A 20,109-nucleotide genomic window follows, 5' to 3' on the forward strand; every position below is an offset into this window, starting at 1 on the left:
TTGGTATATTTATATTGAGGATCTCGCAATGAACAAACGAAATTTTTTAAAATCATTAATAGCTGCTTCAGTATTGGCTACGACAGGCTTTACCTCTATCTCTATTCAAGCGACAGAGACTATAAAATTAGGTTTTTTGGTGAAACAGCCGGAAGAACCCTGGTTCCAAACAGAATGGGTATTTGCGGATAAAGCCGCCAAAGATCTAGGGGACGTTCAGATTATAAAAATGGCGATTCCTGACGGTGAAAAAACATTGAATGCTATAGATAATTTAGCAGCAAACGGTGCAAAAGGTTTTGTTATTTGTACACCTGATCCTAAATTAGGGCCAGCTATTATGGCAAAGGCTCGTTCTTATGATCTGAAAGTAATTACAGTCGATGATCAATTTTTAAATGCAGCGGGGGAACCTATGAATAATGTGCCGATTATCATGATGGCTGCAACAGAAATTGGTGAACGTCAAGGTTTAGAATTGTATAAAGAAATGCAAAAACGCAGTTGGAATGTCAATGAAACCGCGGTATTAGCTATCACAGCAGACGAACTGGATACTGCCCGTCGCCGTACGGACGGATCTATTTCTGCCTTAATCAAAGCAGGCTTCCCTGAAAAACAAATCTATAAATCGCCCACGAAAAGTAATGATATTCCGGGAGCGTTAGATGCCGCTAATGCCATGTTAGTGCAGCACCCCGAAGTGAAAAATTGGTTAATCGTCGGGATGAACGATAATACCGTGTTAGGGGGAATTAGGGCTACGGAAGGGCAGGGCTTTAAACCTGAAAATGTTGTCGGTATCGGTATCAATGGTACGGATGCAGTAAGTGAGCTTTCAAAGCCTAAAATGACCGGTTTTGTCGGCTCATTACTGCCAAGCCCCGATGTGCATGGCTATCGTAGTACGGAAATGCTTTATAAATGGGTTAAAGAGGGAATTGAGCCACCAAAATATACGCCGATTGGTGATCCCGTATTACTGACGCGAGATAACTTTAAACTAGAGTTGGAGAAAAAAGGGCTTTAGTTGAATGTCATTAAAATATCGGTAAGGAGGAAATATTTATGCAAATTCCTTATTTAGAATTTGACCAAATTAGCAAATCTTTTCCTGGTGTTAAAGCATTACAAAATGTGTCATTTAAATGCTATGAGGGGAAAGTACATGCCCTTATGGGGGAAAATGGTGCCGGTAAATCTACCTTACTGAAAATTTTAAGTGGTAACTATTTGCCGACGGAAGGAAAAATGCATATTGGGGGACGCTCTCTTACATTTCGCACAACAAAAGATGCCTTACTTGCCGGAGTTGCTATTATTTATCAAGAATTAAATATCGTACCGGACATGACGGTTGCAGAAAATCTTTGTTTGGGTCAATTCCCTCATTCTTTTGGATTGGTTAATCAGAAAGAATTAATAATCCGTACGAAAAAATACTTAGATAAACTAGCCTTAAATATTTCACCAAATACTCCTTTAAGAGAACTTTCCATTGGTCAATGGCAAATGATTGAAATTGCAAAAGCATTGAGCCGTGGAGCGAAAATTATTGCGTTTGATGAACCGACCAGTAGTTTGTCTGCACCTGAAATTGAAAAGTTGTTTGCAGTGATTGAAGAACTGAAAGCGGAAGGAAAGGTTATTCTGTATGTTTCTCATCGAATGGAAGAAATCTTTCGTATTAGTGATGAAATTACCATATTGAAAGACGGTCGGTTTATTGAAACATTTTCGGATCTGTCAAAGATTAATAATGACATCTTAGTGCGTAGTATGGTTGGGCGTAATTTAGGCGATATTTATCATTATCGTTCAAGAGAAGTAGGGAAAACACGGTTAAAACTGACCGCACTTTCAAGCAAAAAGTTGCCGGGAAGTTTTAATCTTGAAGTGAAAGCGGGAGAGATTCTCGGGTTATTTGGGTTGGTTGGCGCCGGTCGTTCGGAGTTATTTAAGCTTATTTTTGGTGCGGATCCAATGATTCAAGGAAATATTGAGTTAGACGGAAAAAGTATCAAGATAACTTGCCCCAAAGATGCTATTGAACAAGGCATAGTGTTATGTCCAGAGGATCGTAAAAAAGAAGGAATAATTCCTTTGGCGAGCGTAGCGGAAAACATAAATTTAAGCGCAAGACGATCCCATAATTTCTTTAAATTTATTATTAATGAGTTTTGGGAAAAACAAAATGCAGAGAAACAATGCCAACAAATGAATGTGAAAACACCGTCTATTGAGCAACTTATTATGAATTTATCCGGTGGAAACCAACAAAAAGTGATTTTAGGACGATGGTTATCCGAGGATATTAAAGTGCTTCTATTGGATGAGCCGACACGCGGTATTGATGTAGGGGCAAAATCCGAAATCTATGATCTGATTTTTAAACTAGCTGATGAAAAGATTGCAATCATTGTGATTTCAAGCGATTTACCTGAGGTTATCGGTTTATCCGATCGCATTATGGTCATGAGAAATCGACAAATTACAGGTGTTGTAGAACGTGAAGAGGCAACGGAAGAGCGTGTTTTGAAACTTGCTATGGTGGAAACCGATATCTTTGAAACCGTAGCTAAGTAATATAAGGAGAATTTTTATGACTTCAGTAACTTCTCAAACTCACAATATGAGCAGATTTAATAAAATTTGGAATGCTTATGGTATGTTGTTAATTTTTGCTGTTATTTTTATTTCTGCTTGTTTATTTATTCCTAATTTTGCAACGGTTATTAATATGAAAGGCCTAGGGCTAGCCATTTCAATGAGCGGTATGGTTGCTTGCGGTATGTTATTTTGTCTTGCTGCCGGTGAAATTGATTTATCTGTCGCTTCTGTGATTGCTTGTGCCGGCGTTGTCACTGCAACAGTGATTAACCTTACTCAAAGTGTAACGTTAGGTGTGTTATCAGGCGTATCATTAGGTGCTTTAATCGGTTTGATAAATGGTTTTGTTATAGCAAAATTAAAAATCAATTCCTTAATTACCACATTGGCAAGTATGCAAATTGCACGTGGTTTCGGCTATATTATTTCTGATGGTAAAGCAGTGGGTATTACAAAAGAAGAATTTTTCGAGCTGGGTTATCAAAATTTACTTGGTATTCCTTTACCAATTCTATTTACCATTATTTGTATTGCTATCTTTGGTTTTTTATTAAGTAAAACTACCTACGGACGTAATACTTTAGCAATTGGCGGCAATGAGGAAGCAGCACGATTAGCCGGGATTAATGTTGATCGCACGAAATTAATTATTTTTGTCGTATCCGGAGCAATTTCTGCGCTCGCCGGCGTTATTCTTGCTGCTAGAATGACAAGCGGACAACCTATGACATCCATTGGTTTTGAATTGGTGGCAATTTCAGCTTGCGTACTTGGCGGCGTATCTTTGAATGGTGGTGTCGCTAAAATTTCATTTATCATAGCTGGAGTATTAATTTTAGGTACTATTGAAAATGCGATGAATTTATTAAATATCTCACCGTTTTCTCAATATGTTGTAAGAGGTTTAATTCTATTAATTGCCGTCATATTTGATAGATATAAACAGAAACTAATAAAGTAAAAATGTGAATGGATAATAATGCGGATATTTTAGTCTCCGCATTTTGTTTTGTATTCATCGGTATTTTATATCTATGCTTGTAAGCCAATTTGTTTTTGTTGGAACACAACCTTAAGTTGTATGTGTAATTTGAGAGATAATATGAAAATAATAAACAAAAATAATGTTCAACAGAATCCGTTATTACCCGGCTATAACTTTAATGCATATTTAGTTGCCGGTTGTACGCCAATTGAAGAAAATAGTGAATTGGATTTTACGATTAACCGTCCCCATGGAATGAGAGGATATATCATTAATCTTACAACAAAAGGAGAGGGGCGGGTATTTCAAGGGAAAGAAGCATTTAATTGCCAAGTCAGTGACTTGCTTTTATTTCCGCCAAATGCTGTTCATTATTACTATCGAGCCAATAATTCGCCAAGTTGGCACCATCAATGGATTTATTTTCGCCCGAGAGCATTTTGGCTGGATTGGGTTAAATGGACTGATGAGGTTAATAATGTAGGAAGACTGACGATTCCTGATGATCAAAGCTATCAAGAAATTCTCTCTTTGTTTTTACAGATTGAAAAGGAATATAATTCTGATGATCCGCTTTCGGAAGCCGTTTCAATGTGTTTATTGGAACAGTTATTAATTCGTTGTTTTCGATTTGACCCGGCAAATAAACAAAGAATGCTTGATCCCCGAATACTCGAAACTTGCCATTTTATTTCCGATAATATTGATAAAAACTATACGGTTAATGAAATAGCCAAGCAGGCTTGTATGTCCACTTCTCGACTTACACACTTATTTGCCCAGCAAATTGGCACAAGTATCATAAAATGGAGGGAAGAGCAAAGAATGATTAAAGCAAAACATTTATTACATGCTTCCGGCGAACCTATTTATCATATTGCCCGCCAATTAGGTTATGACGACCAACTTTATTTTTCACGAATTTTTAAACGTTACACCGGTTTAAGTCCCTCTCGTTTTCGGGATTCAAGATAAAATTTGATCTGGTTCGCATATTTTCTTATGCAACTTTTTTGTCCATATTTCTAGCCTATCATTGTCTAACGATTGATAAAAAAAATCGCTAATCTACTGTTAATCCGTTTAAGGAATAAAGGTGGTGGCAATGCAAAAGATTAAACAAATAATTGAAGAGGGCAATATTTCTATTGGTATTGAATTTGGTTCAACAAGAATTAAATCGGTTTTAATTGATAGCAAAGGAAATATTTTAGCCAAAGGCGAGTTTGAATGGGAAAATCATCTTATTGATGGTATTTGGACTTATCCTCAAGAAGAAATTTGGCAGGGTTTACAAGGTGCTTACGCCTCGCTCTCCGAATCCGTCAAAAAACAATACAATGTCGTTATTAGGCAGGCGAAAGCAATTGGTATTAGTGGCATGATGCATGGTTATATGCCATTCGATAAAGAGGGTAATCAGCTGACTTTTTTCCGCACCTGGCGTAATAATATCACATCAAAATCTTCTGAAAAATTGACCGCACTTTTTCAATATAACATTCCGCAACGTTGGAGTATTTCTCATTTATATCAAGCCGTTTTAAATAAAGAAGAGCATGTACCGAATATTGATTTTTTAACAACGTTGGCAGGTTATATTCATTGGAAATTAACTGATGAAAAAGTATTGGGAATCGGTGAGGCTTCAGGGATGTTTCCTATTGATATTCAACTACTTGATTTTAATCAAAAAATGTTAGATCAATTTGATCGGCTTATCAGTGAATTAGATTATCCCTGGACGATTCGTCATATTTTACCCAAAGTAGCCAGAGCCGGAGAATACGCTGGCGTGTTGACAGAATCCGGTGCTAAATTGATTGATCCAAGTGGTGGATTACAAGCCGGTATCCCGCTTTGTCCGCCGGAAGGGGATGCTGGAACCGGTATGGTGGCAACTAACAGTATCCAAGAAAAAAGCGGAAATATTTCAGCCGGAACTTCTGCTTTTGCCATGATTGTATTGGAAAAAGAGCTATCTAGAGTGTATGAACAATTAGATATGGTGACTACGCCGAGCGGTAAATTAGTCGCAATGGCGCATGCCAACAATTGTACATCGGATATTAATGCTTGGGTGAGTTTATTCGGTGAATGTCTGGCTACATTTGGTGTAAATGTCAGTCAAAGCAAACTTTATGAAACCTTATTTATAAAGGCGTTAGAAGGTGAGAATGATTGTGGCAATTTGCTTGCTTATGGCTTCTATTCAGGGGAGCATGGTGTAGGCTTAAATGAAGGCTGCCCTATGTTCTTACATCCGATGAAGGCAAATTTTAATTTAGCCAATTTTATTCGAGTTCATCTTTATACTGCCTTTGGAGCAATGAAGCTTGGTATGGATATTTTACTGCAACGGGAACAAGTCAAAATCCAGCAAATCTTAGCCCATGGCGGCATTTTCAAAACAAAAGGTATCGCACAAAAAATTTTGGCCTCTGCACTCAATGTACCTATTGCTGTAACTGAATCAGCGACTGAAGGGGGCGCATGGGGAATTGCATTATTAGCCAATTATCTTTCATATAAGCATAAATCTCTCGAAACCTATTTAGATGAAGATATTTTTAGTAGTTGTAATAAAGAGATTGTTTATCCGGATAGTGAGATGGTTCTAGGTTATAACGCATTTATTAAACGCTATTCTCAGGGGCTTTCTATTGTTCAAGAAGCCATTAATACAAAAATTTTAACGATATCATAGGAGATGATGATGGAATTTATTAAAAATCTGGAAGTTTGGTTTGTTGTAGGAAGCCAACATTTATACGGAGATGAAGCGTTGCAACAAGTAAAACAAAACGCCGGGCAAATCACAGAGTATTTGAATCAACAAAATCCATTTATCAAAATTAAGCTAAAAGAATTGGCTACTTCACCGGAAGAAATTCTATCAATTTGCCAAGCCGCGAATAACCAAGATAATTGCGTCGGAATTATTGCGTGGATGCATACATTCTCACCGGCAAAAATGTGGATTGCGGGTTTAACTCAGTTAAGTAAGCCATTATTACAATTTCATACCCAATTTAATCAATTTATTCCTTGGAACGAGATTGATATGGATTATATGAATCTTCACCAAACCGCACATGGTGATCGTGAATTTGGTTTCTTGCTATCCCGTTTACGTAAAGCCAGAACCATTGTTGTGGGACATTGGAAAAATGCCACTGTGTTAGAAAAAATGAATCGTTGGCAACGTGTTTTAGCCGCAATTTATGATCAAAAAAATTTACGCATCGCACGTTTTGGCGATAATATGCGGCAAGTTGCAGTAACCGAAGGAGATAAAGTTGAAGCCCAGATCAAATTTGGCTATAGCGTTAACGGTTATGGTGTCTATCAATTGGTTGAAAGTATTCATACAGTCACTGATGAAGATGCAGAGGTATTGGTTAAAGAATACGAAAAAGAATACCGAATCAGTGCTAAATTACAAAAAAATGGTGAAAAACGTACCGCACTTTTTGATACGGCGAAAATTGAATTGGGGCTAAAACGTTTCTTAGATAACGGTGGTTTTAAAGCCTTTACGGATACGTTTGAAAATCTACATAATATGAAACAATTGCCGGGATTACCGGTACAGCGTTTAATGCAACAAGGTTATGGATTTGGTGCTGAAGGAGACTGGAAAACTGCTGCGTTGGTTCGGGCAATAAAAGTAATGGGGTATGGATTGCCAAAAGGCAGTTCCTTTATGGAAGATTATACCTATCATTTAGCCGAAAATAATGAAGTGGTGCTGGGGGCGCATATGTTGGAAGTTTGCCCATCCATTACTGATGATAAACCTCTGTTAGAGATAAAACCGCTTGGTATTGGTGGCAAAGAAGATCCAACCCGTTTGATTTTTACTGCAAAAACCGGTCGTGCGGTGAACGCAGCCATTGTTGATATGGGAAATCGATTCCGTATGGTTGTTGCTGATTTGGATGTGGTAGAAAAACCGCAAGATATGCCTAATTTGCCGGTTGGACATGCTTTTTGGCAGCTTAAGCCTAATTTTGAGGTTGGGACTCAAGCTTGGATTTTAGCCGGCGGTGCGCATCATAGTGCATTTAGCTTAGATGTGGATGCCGATATGTTACGTATGTTTGCAGAATATTTTGATATTGAGTTTATTCATATCAATGAAAATACAGAACTTTTTCAATTAAAAAATGAGTTGCGTTGGAATGAATTAAGTTATAAATAATTTTTCGTCTCTATTTCCTTTAAAGAAAGCCTATTTTCCAAATGAAGATAGGCTTTTTAAGAAAAGCATTATTTCACCTCCGAGCCCTTTAACCATTTTCTTACCCAAGAGCGGTTGGCGGATAGGTTTTGTATAATTTCTTCCCCTAAAGGCAAAGGTTCGCCATAAATTAATGAGGCTAAAGTTTCGCCTAATAAAGGGGCGGAGGTTAATCCGCGTGATCCTAATGCGGCAACCAGAAAAAGGTTGGGAAAATTGACCGCACTTGGAATCGCTTGCTTACGGCGGCGGAGATTAAAGAGATTGTGATAATCTTCCCGTTGTCGGGTGAAATTAGGGATATTTCCCACCATTGGGGCGAGATCACGTACGGAGCAACGAATGCACATGCGTGCCAAATTGCCCGATGTATCCACATCTTGCGTCCAACGTTGAGCAATATTTTGTTGTAGTTTTTGTTGGTTTTCCCGTTGTTCTTGTTCGCTAAAGCGACGATCCGTATTATCCCGTATATGACTTGCACCAAGGCAATGGCTGGTTTTGGCGTGATCTGCCGGTGTGAGATAGCCATCGTAACAAAGTACGGACTTAAGTTTCAGTAAGTTTTCGGAAGTGGGAATTTGACTCACTTGTCCTCGAATCGGGTAAAGAGGAAGTTTTTCCGTTTGAACAAAATCCGTGATTTTATAGCCGTTGGCGAGTATCACAACTTCGTGCTCTGTGATGTCATTTTGGGAATTATGCACTTGCCAACCGGCTTGGGTTTGGGCAAGTGCGGTAATTTTTTGTGAGGTTTTGATTTTTACGCCACATTTTTCAAGTCGTGAAAAGGTATTTTGCACAAATTGGCGAGGAGCAAGCCAAGCACCTTGAGGGATAAACCCACCGCCACAAGAAAGGGGCAAGCCGACTTTTTCGCTTAATGCCTCTGTATTGAGCATTTCAACTATTTCATTAGGTAAGCCTAATTGGGAAATTTTTTCCAATTTGACCGCACTTTTTTCGTTATAGGCACATAATGCTACGCCACAAAATTCATATTCAAATTCTATACCTTGTTTTATCGCCCAATCCAGTAATTGTTTGCCGTAGGAGAAGGCATGAAGATAAAAACGGACAGTGAGAGGATTATCATCGCTCAGTTGAGGATAAAACGCCCCTTGTTTATTGCCGGAAGCATTGAGTGCCGGTTGTTCATCTTCACAATAAAGGGTGATGTCGGCACCGCGTTGAAGTAATGAAATGGCGGTACAGAGCGAGGCAATGCCCCCTCCGACAATTGCAATGTCTTGTTTTTTCATGCTGGCAGGTTGGGGTAAATACCAAGGCGCTGAAAGTGAGGTCGGTTTTGCTTGTGTTTTTTGCCCGTTTAAGCACTCCCGTTTTTTGCCAAAACCTTTACGTTTTTGGACTGCAAAACCTGCCGATGCTAATCCTTTTCTGACCGCACTTGCTGCGGTGAAGGTGGCAAAAGTGCCGCTCGCTTTGGTGAACCGATACATTTGGCTATATAAGTCTTCGTTCCACATATCCGGATTTTTGCTTGGTGCGAATCCGTCTAAAAACCAAGCATCAATGCGATCATTCATATAATCGCCAAGTTGCGGTAAATTTTCTGTTACATCGCCAAACCATAAATCCAGGGTGGTTTCATCAAAATTAATGCGTTGACAGCCTTTAATCGGTGAGCGCCAGTAGCATTGTAAATGCTGGCTTAATTCGGCAAATTGCGGATATGCCGTATGGGCTTGCTGAAGTGCGGTCGGTTTTAGCGGATATTTTTCAAAAGAAATAAAATAGAGGCGTTTGAGAGGCGCATTGACATATTTTTTGCGAAATTCTCGAAATAATCGGATGGTAGCAAAAAAATTTAATCCTGTACCAAAACCGGTTTCTGCAATGGTGAAGTGAGTATGTTGATGATCTTGCCAACGTTCCCATAATTGATTGCCCTGTAAAAATACATAATCCGTTTCTGCCAATCCATCGTGATTGGAAAAATAAACATCATCAAATTGATTGGAGACGGGGGTATGTTGTTCATTAAAATGAATGTCTGCATACTGAACGGCGAGCATTTTTATTCCTTTCTTGCATTATTGAATTGACTTATAATAACGGAATTTTCCGGCTTATTGAAATTTGTCGGGCGGTATGGGTTTCACAGTCTCTAACTGGTCGAACAAATGAATTATTGCTTGAAATATTTTTATTTCGTAGTAGTTTTGAGCCGTTATTTTGACATATAAAACAAAAAGGAAGAAGCAATGAAAAGAGCTGTAATTACAGGCTTTGGTATTATTTCCAGTATCGGTAACAATAAAGAAGAAGTGCTTGCCTCACTAAAAGCAGGAAAATCAGGCATTGAGATTGTGCCTGAATTTGTTGAGATGAAAATGCGTAGTCAGGTTGCGGGTACGATTAAATTGGATCCAAGTGAGCATATTGATCGTAAAGTGTATCGTTTTATGGGTGATGCAGCGGCTTATGCTTATCTTTCTATGCGTGAAGCGATTGAAGACGCGGGATTAACGGAAGATCAGGTATCGAATGATCGTACCGGTTTAGTTATCGGGGCAGGTACAGGATCGGCGCATAATCAATTGATAGCCTGTGATGCGGCGCGTGGCCCGCGTGGTGTGAAGGCAATCGGCCCTTATGCCGTAACAAAAACCATGGCTTCCAGCGTTTCTGCTTGTTTGGCGACCCCTTATAAAATCCGTGGCGTCAGCTATTCTATTAGTTCCGCTTGTGCGACTTCGGCACATTGTATCGGTCACGCATTAGAATTGATCCAATTAGGGAAACAAGATGTGGTGTTTGCAGGCGGAGCGGAAGAGTTATCTTGGGAATGTGCGACCGAATTTGACGCAATGGGAGCGGTTTCCACTAAATACAATGAGACGCCGGAAAAAGCGTCCCGTGCTTACGATGCCAATCGTGACGGTTTCGTGATTGCCGGTGGTGGTGCGGTTGTAGTTGTGGAAGAGTTAGAACATGCCCTTGCTCGCGGAGCAAAAATTTATGCGGAAATCGTGGGTTATGGTGCAACATCAGATGGCTATGATATGGTCGCACCAAGTGGTGAAGGGGCGGAACGTTGTATGAAACAAGCGATGGCAACGGTGGATACCCCAATTGATTATATTAATGTTCACGGCACTTCCACTCCGGTTGGTGATGCGAAAGAATTGGGCGCAATCAAAAGTGTGTTTGGTGCCAATGTGCCGGCAATTTCATCCACTAAATCTATGACCGGTCACTCTTTAGGGGCGGCAGGTGTGCATGAAGCCATTTACACCTTATTAATGCTGGATAATGATTTTATTGCGCCAAGCATTAATATTGAAACCTTAGATGAAGCGGCGGAAGGTTGCAATATCGTGACAGAAACCAAAGAAAATGCCGGTTTGCAAACGGTGATGTCAAACAGCTTTGGTTTTGGCGGTACGAATGCAACGTTAATTTTCAAACGTTACAATGGTTAATCGAATACACCAATAGTAAAAAGAAAAATCGCACGGTAGCAATATCGTGCGATCTTTTGTGGATATTCAATATGATTTTTTCGGCTTATGAATCACACTTTCATGATTTTAAATTAGTGCGTGAAGTTCGGGTCAATCATTTATGTTGTCCGCTATCAACCCAAACCGAAACCATGGTACTGAGCCTTTATTCTTATGAGGAATACCGTGGTTTTATTGATCGAACTTCACCAAAACTTGCCGGCGTATTTGCTCGTGAAAAGGATAATGAACCCATTGCCACGGTTGATTGGACGCCAGAAATGGAAAGTTTTTTCAAACGGGAACGCCAAAACACCGATAAATTTGACCGCACTTGGCGTTTTACGAACGGTGCAAAAGTTTGGCTTGCGATGGTAATTTTAGTGGTAGGGGGGATGGGATATGCGGTCTATCACAAAGTGCAAAAAGGCGGGAAAATAGATTGGTATATTCTCACTAGCCTATGGGATAATTATGATGCCACACCGGAACTTGGTACAAAATATTTTGTAAAAGTCCAAAAGGGTGGCACAGTGCGAGATAGGTTTTGGGTGAAAATTGAGGAAGTTCTAGATGATAATCGATATGCCATTAGTATTAATTATTACCCTAATCCGATAGCCGAGGTTGGACAGGCATTTGATATTAAAACCTTGTTGAACGATGAAAAATTTAAAGGCAAAATTTTTGTAGAATTTCAGCCGCACTTTTCACATAATGGTAAAGCACAGGCTGCTTTTGTTGATAAGCAAAAACATCGTGTTTTTTTATTACAAAAACCGACAGAAAAATTATCCCTCGATAAAGTGAAACTTCCGCTTTCCGTGCAGGAGGTTTACCGATGAAACATCCTGTACATAATCCGCAATTTGTTCAACGTTATATGTATATCGACAAATTATCGACATCAAAAATATTACCTTTGCTCATCGGATTTTTCTGGGCGGTATGTTGTTGGGCAATAGGTGGTGTTAGCTATTATCAAATCCTTCAGGCGGAGGCGAAACAAAAAGAGATTGTTCTATGGCGACCGATCACCGTAATTTATAATTTAGCTGGAGGAGAGGCGGTTTTGGTTATTTCCCTTTTATTGGGTATCGTCTCGTTCTATTTTGGTTGGAGGAATTATAAAATAAAAAATACGCCTTTAATACAAGATAAATCTAAGAACGATAAGGCGCATTATAATAATCCTTACAAGGTGACAGTGGGCGATATAAGTGCGTTAGAACAACAAATCGGTTTTTCATTACCCCAAGATTATCGTGATTTTTTACTGTGTTATAACGGTGAATCGCCGGTTGCTTGCGTATTTAATGACAAGATTGAAATTGACTATTTTTATAACTTAGTTACTGATAATCTGGAGCTTCGATTAAGCGAGATTTTTAACAATGTGCCAAATTATGGTTACGGTTTACCGATTGCTCAAACGCTTGCCGGAGATTTATTAGTTCTTTCGCCAAAAGGGGAAATTCTATTTTTTGACGTTGAAATATTCTGTGATGATGAGGGGGAATTTCTCTATGATATAGAAGATGAACCGGAATGCATTGCGGAAAGTTTTACTATGTTGTTGGAGTCACTGATATGAGTTTAATATTTAAAAAGTTAGGGTTGGTTAAGCCCTGAAGATTTAGAAGACATGCAGAAAAACAGTCTTCGTTTGGATAAGCGGGATAAACGTGCTTTAATTAAGACTTACGAAACGGATTATGTGATTACGCAAGATGATATTGTGGCACTTGAGGCTGAGATTGGATTTTCTTTACCACAAGATTATATTGATTTCTTAATGCGTTATAACGGAGGCGATCCTTCTAAATCAGTATTTAATGAGAATGTCGTGGTGCAATATTTTTTTGCACTAAAATCTCATTATAGTGGTTACTTATTAATAAATATGGGGGATTATGGGCTTGCCATTGCCGAAACCCCAAATGGTGATCAGCTCGTTTTATCTCCTACGGGTAAAATTTATTATTTTGATCATGAAATTCCGTATTGTGAGGGTGAGGAATTAGAGTTTGTTTGTGAAAGTTTTACAGCATTGTTAGAAGGATTATATTGATGAGTGATAAAATAAATTTTATACATATTGAACAGGAAACAGTTCCAAATATTATTTCGTTACATGATTGTGTGTGCACAAGTATTCAGGTGATAGACAATAAAGTTTATTTTGAATTTGAAGATGGGTTTGTGGTGCTCAATACGCATTCGGATAATCGATCCGGAAAACATTTGAAAACAGATAAATCTTGTATTGTTTTTAGTCATAATGAGCCTGATATAGAATACCATTATGAAATAGAAATGTTTCATAATATTTATTTTCTTAATAAATATCTTTTTACAACTAGAAAGTTTATTGATTTTTCTCAGCTATGTAGCATGATTAATTCTAAAGAATATGAACTAGTATTTATTAATCTTGATAAATCAATTAAAACAGAAAAATATTTTTTAGAGGCAGTGTTAATTAGAAAGAAAACAAGAAAACATTTCCCTATGTTTATTAAGATTATAAGTACATATAATCTTCTGTATAAATGGAATAATTTATGTATGGATAGGGAAATTCGTTGAGGTTAATCATACGAAGTGGTACAGAATACAGCAGAAAAATCTCTTTAAAAAATGACCGCACTTTATCTATAAAAAAGCCCTGAATATTCAGGGCTTTTGATTATGGTTAATTTGCGATACCTTTATGTCTTAACAGTGCGTCTAGCTGTGGTTCGCGGCCTCGGAAGCGTTTGAAAAGTTCCATAGGCTCTTCTGAACCGCCACGGGTTAAGATTTCATCAAGGAAGGATTTTCCGGTAATTGGGTTGAAAATCCCTTCCTCTTCAAAGCGTGAGAAGGCATCGGCAGAGAGTACTTCCGCCCATAAGTAACTGTAATAACCTGCTGCATATCCTCCCGCGAAGATATGGCTGAAACTATGCGGTGTTCTTGCCCAGTCCACTCCTTGAATTACCGCAACTTGCGATTTTACGGCTTTGAGCGTATCAAGAATTTGATTCATTTTTTCCGGATCAAATGTGTGATGTAAACGGAAATCGAAAATGCCGAATTCAAGTTGGCGTAACACGAACATCGCCGCTTGGAAGTTTTTTGCTTTCAATAGTTGTACTAATTTTTCTTTTGGCAAAGGTTCGCCCGTTTCGTAGTGGCCGGAAATAAATGCCAGCGCCTCTTCTTCCCAGCACCAGTTTTCCATAAATTGGCTTGGTAATTCCACTGCATCCCAAGGTACACCGTTAATGCCTGCCACATCAGATACGTCAATTTGTGTGAGCATATGGTGAATGCCGTGTCCGAATTCGTGGAAAAGCGTGGTGACTTCATCATGGGTAAATAATGCGGGTTTATCACCAATAGGCGCATTAAAGTTACAAGTTAAATATGCCACCGATGTTTGAACGGAACCGTCAGATTTACGTTTTCTACCCATGCAATCATCCATCCAAGCTCCGCCGCGTTTGTTTTCACGGGCATAAAGATCGAGATAAAAACTGCCGCGTAGTTGATCATTTTCATCAATCAGATCAAAGAAACGTACATCTTTGTGCCAAGTATCTACTCCAAAACGTTCTACTGCACGGATATTGAAAATGCGTTTAATCAGTTCAAATAAGCCGGAGATCACGCGATCTTCAGGGAAATAAGGGCGAAGTTCTTCGTCGTTGATCGCGTATAGATGTTGTTTTTGTTTTTCGCTGTAGAAAGTAATATCCCAAGGTTCAAGTTTTGTTACACCAAATTCTTTTTCGCAGTAGGCTTGGAGTTCAGCCAATTCTTTTTCACCCTGTGGTTTGGCGCGTTTCGCCAAATTATCTAAGAAATCCAGCACTTGTTGTGGATTTTCCGCCATTTTAGTCGCAAGGGAAAGTTCGGTGTAAGTATTAAAACCGAGTAATTTCGCCAATTCTACACGCAAGGTGAGAATTTCTTCCATGATTTTACTGTTATCCCATTTACCGGCATTCGGACCTTGCTCTGAGGCACGGGTTGCGTAAGCACGGTACATTTCTTCGCGTATCGCTTGATTTTCACAGTAGGTCATGATCGGCAAATAGCTTGGAATTTCAAGAGTAAAGCGATAGCCTTGTAATCCTTTACTTTGAGCGGATTGTTTTGCCGCTTGCAATGCGGATTCAGGCAGTCCTTTAAGTGCTGTTTCATCTTCAATCACCTTTTCCCAGCCCATTGTTGCATCAAGCACATTATTACTGAATTGAGAACTGAGTTCGGATAATCTTGCTGAAATTTCACCATAACGTTTTTGTTTTTCTTCCGATAAAGCAATACCGGAAAGATCAAAATCCCGTAAGGAATTTTCAATCGCCTTTTTTTGAGCTATGGAGTAAGTGGCAAATTCAGGGCTATTTTTGAGTGCTAAATACGCATTATAAAGTCCTTTGTGCTGACCGACCCAAGTACTATATTCAGAAAGTAGAGGTAGGCAAGCCTGATAGGCAGTGCGTAAGTCTGGACTGTTTTTTACCGAATTTAAATGGGAAACCGGCGACCAAGCCCGACCTAGACGATCGCTCACTTCCGTTAAAGGTAAAATAAAATTTTCCCAAGTAAAGTGCGGTTGATTTAAGACCTGTTCTATTGTGTCACGGCAATCTTGAATGAGTTTTTCTACAGCAGGTTGAATGTGTTCCGGTTTGATTTGTGAAAAAGGCGGTAGCCCTTGGATATTGAGTAATGGATTTGTCATAGATATTTCCTTTGTTAAACTGTTCTGTATATGACGGTGAATTCTATAATATCAAGGTTGAAAAATCTAAAAAATCAGTAATAATGGTTCGCATTTAAATTATTTAGGAATACTATGAAGTACATTTATATTCTGTTGGGTTTTATTTCTCTTGCTCTTGGTGTTGTTGGTATTTTTCTTCCGCTTTTGCCAACCACACCATTTCTTTTACTGACGTTGTTTTTCTTTGCGAAAGGCTCAACGCGTTTAGAAACCTGGTTTCTTGGCACGTCTATCTATCAAAAACATTTGAAGTCTTTTAATGAACGCCGAGCAATGAGCAAAAAAACAAAAATAGTTATTTTGGCGTTTGCCAGCTCAATGTTATTAATCGGATTTTATTTTACTCCTAGTGTGGTGGGCAGAAGTATTATCGCCGCATTAATTATTGTGAAGTATTGGTTTTTCTTATTTTGGATTAAAACTGAGGAAGAATCAGAAGTTGATTCCATACCAAGAGAAGAGATAGGAAATGAATAATTTTTTCTCTGCAAGTCTGAAAAGTGCGGTTATTTTTTCCGTTATTTTTACGCTAAGCGGTTGTGATAACGAGAATCTGAATAATCCAACGCTATCTCAATCTCAGTCTGAATCTACTATTTCAATAGAAAAACCGACGGTTCAACACAATCGTGAAAAACTGATTCGTGGCATAAAATTCGATGCGGTTTTAGATCCTTGGCAAGTGAAAGAGGAAGAACAGCTTTCGCTTATTCGGGATCTGTTTGAAGGACTCACGGCTTATGATGCGCAAGGGAATATTGTTCCGGCGGCGGCAGAAAGTTGGCAAACCCAAGATAATCAAAATTGGACGTTTATTCTGCGTGAGGGGCTGAAATGGTCAAATGGTATGCCTTTAACTGCACAAGATTTTGTTCTGTCTTGGCAAGCACTCTCTCAATCCGAAAGTCCGTTTAAATTTTATTTACAGTATTTAAATTTGAAAGGGGCGAAACCGGTTCTGGAAAAAAAACAGCCGTTAACAAATTTGGGAATCTCGGCTGAAAACGACCGCACTTTAGTAATCACATTGGATAAACCTACCCCTTATTTACCTGAGATGTTGGCACACATTGCGTTATTGCCGCAATATCGTGATTTGGATTTATTCGTATCAAACGGGGCATATACGCTTTCACTGCGCGATGAAAAAGGGGTTCATTTGGTGAAAAATCCGTATTATTGGCAAAAGGATAGGACATCATTCAAACAGGTGGATTATGTGCCTTATAATAGCAAACCGCTTGATGAGTTAGATATTATCTGGTCTCCGCCAAAGAAAACAGGAAACATACAATATTTTCCCCAATTATGCGGCTATTTTTACGAATTTAATTTACGGGATCCTAAGTTGGCTAATCCTTTGGTGCGGAAAGCCATCGCTTCTCTTATTTCTGTGTCTGCGATTATAAATAACGAAATGCCGGATTCTATTCCAAGTTCTTATTTTTTACCAAAAGCGATGTTACAAGGACAGGATTCTCGTTGGGAGCCAGTGCTGGCGGAGCAGTTGTTGGTACAAAGTCATATTACGGAAAAGAAACCGTTGATTTTACGATTAACCCATGACGATACTTTATTACATCAAAATATTGCAAATCGCTTAGCGAGACAATTATCGGAGTCGGATTTATTGCGTGTAGAAGACGAGCCGATGAGTTGGCAGCAATTGCAGGAAAAACGGAATAAAGGTGATTTTCAATTAATTCGTTCCGGATGGTGTGGCGATTTTAATCATCCTATGGCATTTTTGGGATTGTTTTACTCAAAAAGCCCGGACAACAAGAGTGGTTATACCAATGCAGGATATGATCAGCTTTTTGAACAGGCACTAAAAAGCACATCGGAAAAAGAGCGGTCGGAAATTTATTTAAAATTAAGTGAAATCATCCAACAGGAAAATTTAGTATTGCCTCTGTTTCAATATACAACGGCTGTTTATATTTCCCCGTCGGTAATGGGAGTTCAAAAAAATTCTATTGGTGCGATTTACAGCAAGCATCTATGGCGAAAAGTAGAAGTTGAGTAAAAATAAAACCTCACTACAAAAATACCCACTTAATATTTAAGCGGGTATTTTTTTGAGAATTATTTTTCGTCTTTCTTAATTTCTTCGCATGTTTCAATATCGCTGCATTTTCCATAAAGATACAAACTATGGGCTTTTAATTTAATGCCATATTGTTCGCTAATTTCTTTTTGGCGTTGCTCGATCAGGTTATCGGAGAATTCAAATACTTTGCCGCAATCTTCACAAATAATATGATCGTGATGTTCTGTTGGCGCAAGTTCAAAAACCGATTTATTTCCTTCAAAATTATGACGAATTAAAATATGCGCTTCATCAAATTGGTTAAGCACACGATAAACCGTAGCAAGACCAATATCACTACCTTGTTCTAACAAAATTTTATACACATCTTCTGCAGAAAAATGTTCATTTTTGTGATTTTGCATTAAGGCTAAAATAGTTAAACGTGGTTCGGTTATTTTTAACCCCGCTTTTTTGAGTAATTTGATGTTCTCTTCTGACATAAAGTTCCCCTTTTATGTATGATGTTAGGCGAGTTCCGCTAAACACATTTCTTCATAAATTTGTTTACACCATTTTTCCACGCGTTCGGCAGTGAGTTCAGGTTGACGATCTTCGTCAATACACAAACCGATAAATGTGCCTTCCTCAAGAAGGGCTTTTGACGCTTCAAACGTGTAACCTTCCGTTGACCAGTTACCGACTATAATAGCACCACGCGGTTCCACAATATCACGAATCGTACCAATAGCATCACAGAAATAATCCGCATAGTCCTCTTGGTCGCCACAACCGAAAATCGCCACTAATTTATCTGTGAAATCAATTTCTTCTAAGGTTGGGAAAAAATCATCCCAATCTGCTTGAGATTCGCCATAGTACCAAGTCGGAATCCCGAAAAGTAAGAAATCATAGGCTTCAATATCTTCTTTTGAGGTTTTTGCAATGTCACGAATATCGACTAAATCATTACCTAGCTGTTTTTGAATCATTTTTGCGACATTTTCTGTATTACCTGTATCGCTACCATAAAATAGACCCACTACTGCCATCTTTCTTTCCTTTTTTAAAATTTTAAAAAACACAAAATATAGGGGATAAACCCCTACAATTTGTGCGAACTATATCATAAACTAATTCTCATTTAAACCAATTAATTCTTATTTAGAAACCTATTAATGGCACGAACAACAAAGTCGGGTTTCTCTGCATGAACCCAATGTCCGCAGCCGTTTATGGTGAATGAGACCGCATTAGGAAATTGCTGTAAAATATATTCTGCATTTTCCGCTTTAATATAAGAAGAATCTCCGCCTTTAATAAATAAACTCGGCGTTGTTACATTAACATTTTGCCAATCCATTAAATGGCTATAATTATTGAAAAGTGCGGTCAAATTAAAACGGAAAAATTCAGGCGAGCTTGGCTCAAAGGATTTCAACATAAATTGCACCACACTCGGTTCATTGATCTCTCGTTCTAAAATTTGTTTCGCTTGTTGGCGTGTTTCCGGTTTAGTCTGTTTCACCGCAAACAAACCTTGAAAAACATCTTGGTGCCCTTGTTTACCGTAAGGGAGCGGCGCGATATCAATGACAATCAATTTTTCGACAATTTCAGGGTGAAGTGCGGTCAATTTCATCGCCGTTTTTCCACCCATGGAGTGGCCAATCAAAATAACTTTTTTTAAGTTAAGATGTTGGAAGAGCGTAAAGAGATCTTCCGCCATAAGCGTATAATTCATTGATTCGGCATGAAAACTTTGTCCGTGATTGCGTAAATCAATACGTAGAATATCGTAATCATCACTGAATGCACGGGCGATAACGCCAAGATTATTCATATCACCGAACAAACCATGAATAAAAACTAAGGTTGGTTGCTTAGTGACTTGTTTTGCCTGATGAAATTGAAAGTTTAATAATTGAGAATGAGGCATATTTTTGCGTGAGAATTAATTGAAAAATCGTTATAATAAGCGAAGATTTTAGCAAA

18 protein-coding genes are annotated in these 20,109 nt (G+C 38.6%); 13 read left to right on the top strand and 5 right to left on the bottom strand.

Annotated features, from left to right (window positions below; genetic code table 11):
• Positions 1-28: 28 nt before the first annotated feature.
• From FEE42_RS12420 to araA, 6 genes are all read left to right on the top strand, one after another.
• Positions 29-1,030 carry an arabinose ABC transporter substrate-binding protein gene (locus FEE42_RS12420; protein ID WP_164028767.1) on the top strand — a complete coding sequence of 334 codons (1,002 nt, stop codon included), beginning with the start codon at positions 29-31 and terminating at the stop codon, positions 1,028-1,030.
• 38 nt (positions 1,031-1,068) lie between these two features.
• Positions 1,069-2,586, top strand: a complete 1,518-nt coding sequence (gene araG / locus FEE42_RS12425) for an L-arabinose ABC transporter ATP-binding protein AraG (RefSeq protein ID WP_164028768.1) — start codon at positions 1,069-1,071, stop codon at positions 2,584-2,586.
• 16 nt (positions 2,587-2,602) lie between these two features.
• Positions 2,603-3,571, top strand: coding sequence for an L-arabinose ABC transporter permease AraH (gene araH / locus FEE42_RS12430; protein ID WP_059365459.1), 969 nt, complete (start codon positions 2,603-2,605; stop codon positions 3,569-3,571).
• 141 nt (positions 3,572-3,712) lie between these two features.
• Entirely contained in the window at positions 3,713-4,570 is an 858-nt protein-coding gene (araC, locus tag FEE42_RS12435) for an arabinose operon transcriptional regulator AraC (RefSeq protein ID WP_237184436.1), read from the top strand.
• Positions 4,571-4,700: 130 nt separating this feature from the next.
• Complete coding sequence (locus tag FEE42_RS12440; protein ID WP_059368791.1) at positions 4,701-6,302, top strand: xylulokinase; 1,602 nt, start codon at positions 4,701-4,703, stop codon at positions 6,300-6,302.
• 9 nt (positions 6,303-6,311) lie between these two features.
• Positions 6,312-7,799, top strand: coding sequence for an L-arabinose isomerase (gene araA, locus FEE42_RS12445; protein ID WP_059365457.1), 1,488 nt, complete (start codon positions 6,312-6,314; stop codon positions 7,797-7,799).
• 68 nt (positions 7,800-7,867) lie between these two features.
• On the opposite strand, the gene mnmC is transcribed toward araA, so the two are convergent.
• Positions 7,868-9,877 carry a bifunctional tRNA (5-methylaminomethyl-2-thiouridine)(34)-methyltransferase MnmC2/FAD-dependent 5-carboxymethylaminomethyl-2-thiouridine(34) oxidoreductase MnmC1 gene (mnmC, locus tag FEE42_RS12450; protein ID WP_164028770.1) on the bottom strand — a complete coding sequence of 670 codons (2,010 nt, stop codon included), beginning with the start codon at positions 9,875-9,877 and terminating at the stop codon, positions 7,868-7,870.
• A 189-nt stretch (positions 9,878-10,066) separates the two neighbouring features.
• Here mnmC and fabB point away from each other — a divergent pair, with 189 nt between their 5' ends.
• The 5 genes from fabB to FEE42_RS12695 all read left to right on the top strand — a co-directional run bounded on the left by fabB (position 10,067) and on the right by FEE42_RS12695 (position 13,897).
• Complete coding sequence (gene fabB / locus FEE42_RS12455; RefSeq protein ID WP_135968844.1) at positions 10,067-11,287, top strand: beta-ketoacyl-ACP synthase I; 1,221 nt, start codon at positions 10,067-10,069, stop codon at positions 11,285-11,287.
• Between the two features lie 71 nt (positions 11,288-11,358).
• A complete protein-coding gene (locus FEE42_RS12460; protein ID WP_164028771.1) occupies positions 11,359-12,153 on the top strand; it encodes a hypothetical protein in 795 nt (264 codons plus the stop codon).
• Positions 12,150-12,902 (top strand): SMI1/KNR4 family protein, encoded by a 753-nt coding sequence (locus tag FEE42_RS12465; protein WP_135968846.1) that lies wholly within the window; start codon positions 12,150-12,152, stop codon positions 12,900-12,902. The genes FEE42_RS12460 and FEE42_RS12465 overlap by 4 nt, the downstream gene beginning before the upstream one ends.
• 51 nt (positions 12,903-12,953) lie before the next feature.
• Entirely contained in the window at positions 12,954-13,379 is a 426-nt protein-coding gene (locus tag FEE42_RS12470) for an SMI1/KNR4 family protein (RefSeq protein ID WP_164028772.1), read from the top strand.
• Positions 13,379-13,897 (top strand): hypothetical protein, encoded by a 519-nt coding sequence (locus tag FEE42_RS12695; protein WP_059365452.1) that lies wholly within the window; start codon positions 13,379-13,381, stop codon positions 13,895-13,897. Before FEE42_RS12470 ends, FEE42_RS12695 begins: the two co-directional genes overlap by 1 nt.
• Before the next feature lie 106 nt (positions 13,898-14,003).
• Here FEE42_RS12695 and prlC read toward each other — a convergent pair whose 3' ends face one another.
• The gene (prlC, locus tag FEE42_RS12480; RefSeq protein ID WP_164028773.1) at positions 14,004-16,043 is read right to left on the bottom strand and encodes an oligopeptidase A; all 2,040 of its coding nucleotides are present in this window, start codon (positions 16,041-16,043) and stop codon (positions 14,004-14,006) included.
• Positions 16,044-16,157: 114 nt separating this feature from the next.
• On the opposite strand from prlC, the gene FEE42_RS12485 reads away from it, so the two are divergent.
• Together FEE42_RS12485 and FEE42_RS12490 are read left to right on the top strand one after the other, a co-directional pair.
• Complete coding sequence (locus tag FEE42_RS12485) at positions 16,158-16,562, top strand: YbaN family protein (RefSeq protein ID WP_059365450.1); 405 nt, start codon at positions 16,158-16,160, stop codon at positions 16,560-16,562.
• Positions 16,555-18,111, top strand: coding sequence for a peptide ABC transporter substrate-binding protein (locus FEE42_RS12490; protein WP_164028774.1), 1,557 nt, complete (start codon positions 16,555-16,557; stop codon positions 18,109-18,111). The genes FEE42_RS12485 and FEE42_RS12490 overlap by 8 nt, the downstream gene beginning before the upstream one ends.
• 59 nt (positions 18,112-18,170) lie before the next feature.
• Here FEE42_RS12490 and fur read toward each other — a convergent pair whose 3' ends face one another.
• From fur to FEE42_RS12505, 3 genes are all read right to left on the bottom strand, one after another.
• Positions 18,171-18,617 carry a ferric iron uptake transcriptional regulator gene (gene fur, locus FEE42_RS12495; RefSeq protein WP_059365448.1) on the bottom strand — a complete coding sequence of 149 codons (447 nt, stop codon included), beginning with the start codon at positions 18,615-18,617 and terminating at the stop codon, positions 18,171-18,173.
• 24 nt (positions 18,618-18,641) lie between these two features.
• On the bottom strand, positions 18,642-19,166 hold the full coding sequence (gene fldA, locus FEE42_RS12500; RefSeq protein ID WP_059365447.1) for a flavodoxin FldA: 525 nt from the start codon (positions 19,164-19,166) through the stop codon (positions 18,642-18,644).
• A gap of 101 nt (positions 19,167-19,267) precedes the next feature.
• Positions 19,268-20,053 carry an alpha/beta fold hydrolase gene (locus FEE42_RS12505; protein ID WP_164028775.1) on the bottom strand — a complete coding sequence of 262 codons (786 nt, stop codon included), beginning with the start codon at positions 20,051-20,053 and terminating at the stop codon, positions 19,268-19,270.
• Positions 20,054-20,109: the final 56 nt, after the last annotated feature.

The organism is Rodentibacter caecimuris, assembly GCF_010587025.1.
GTDB lineage: Bacteria > Pseudomonadota > Gammaproteobacteria > Enterobacterales > Pasteurellaceae > Rodentibacter > Rodentibacter caecimuris.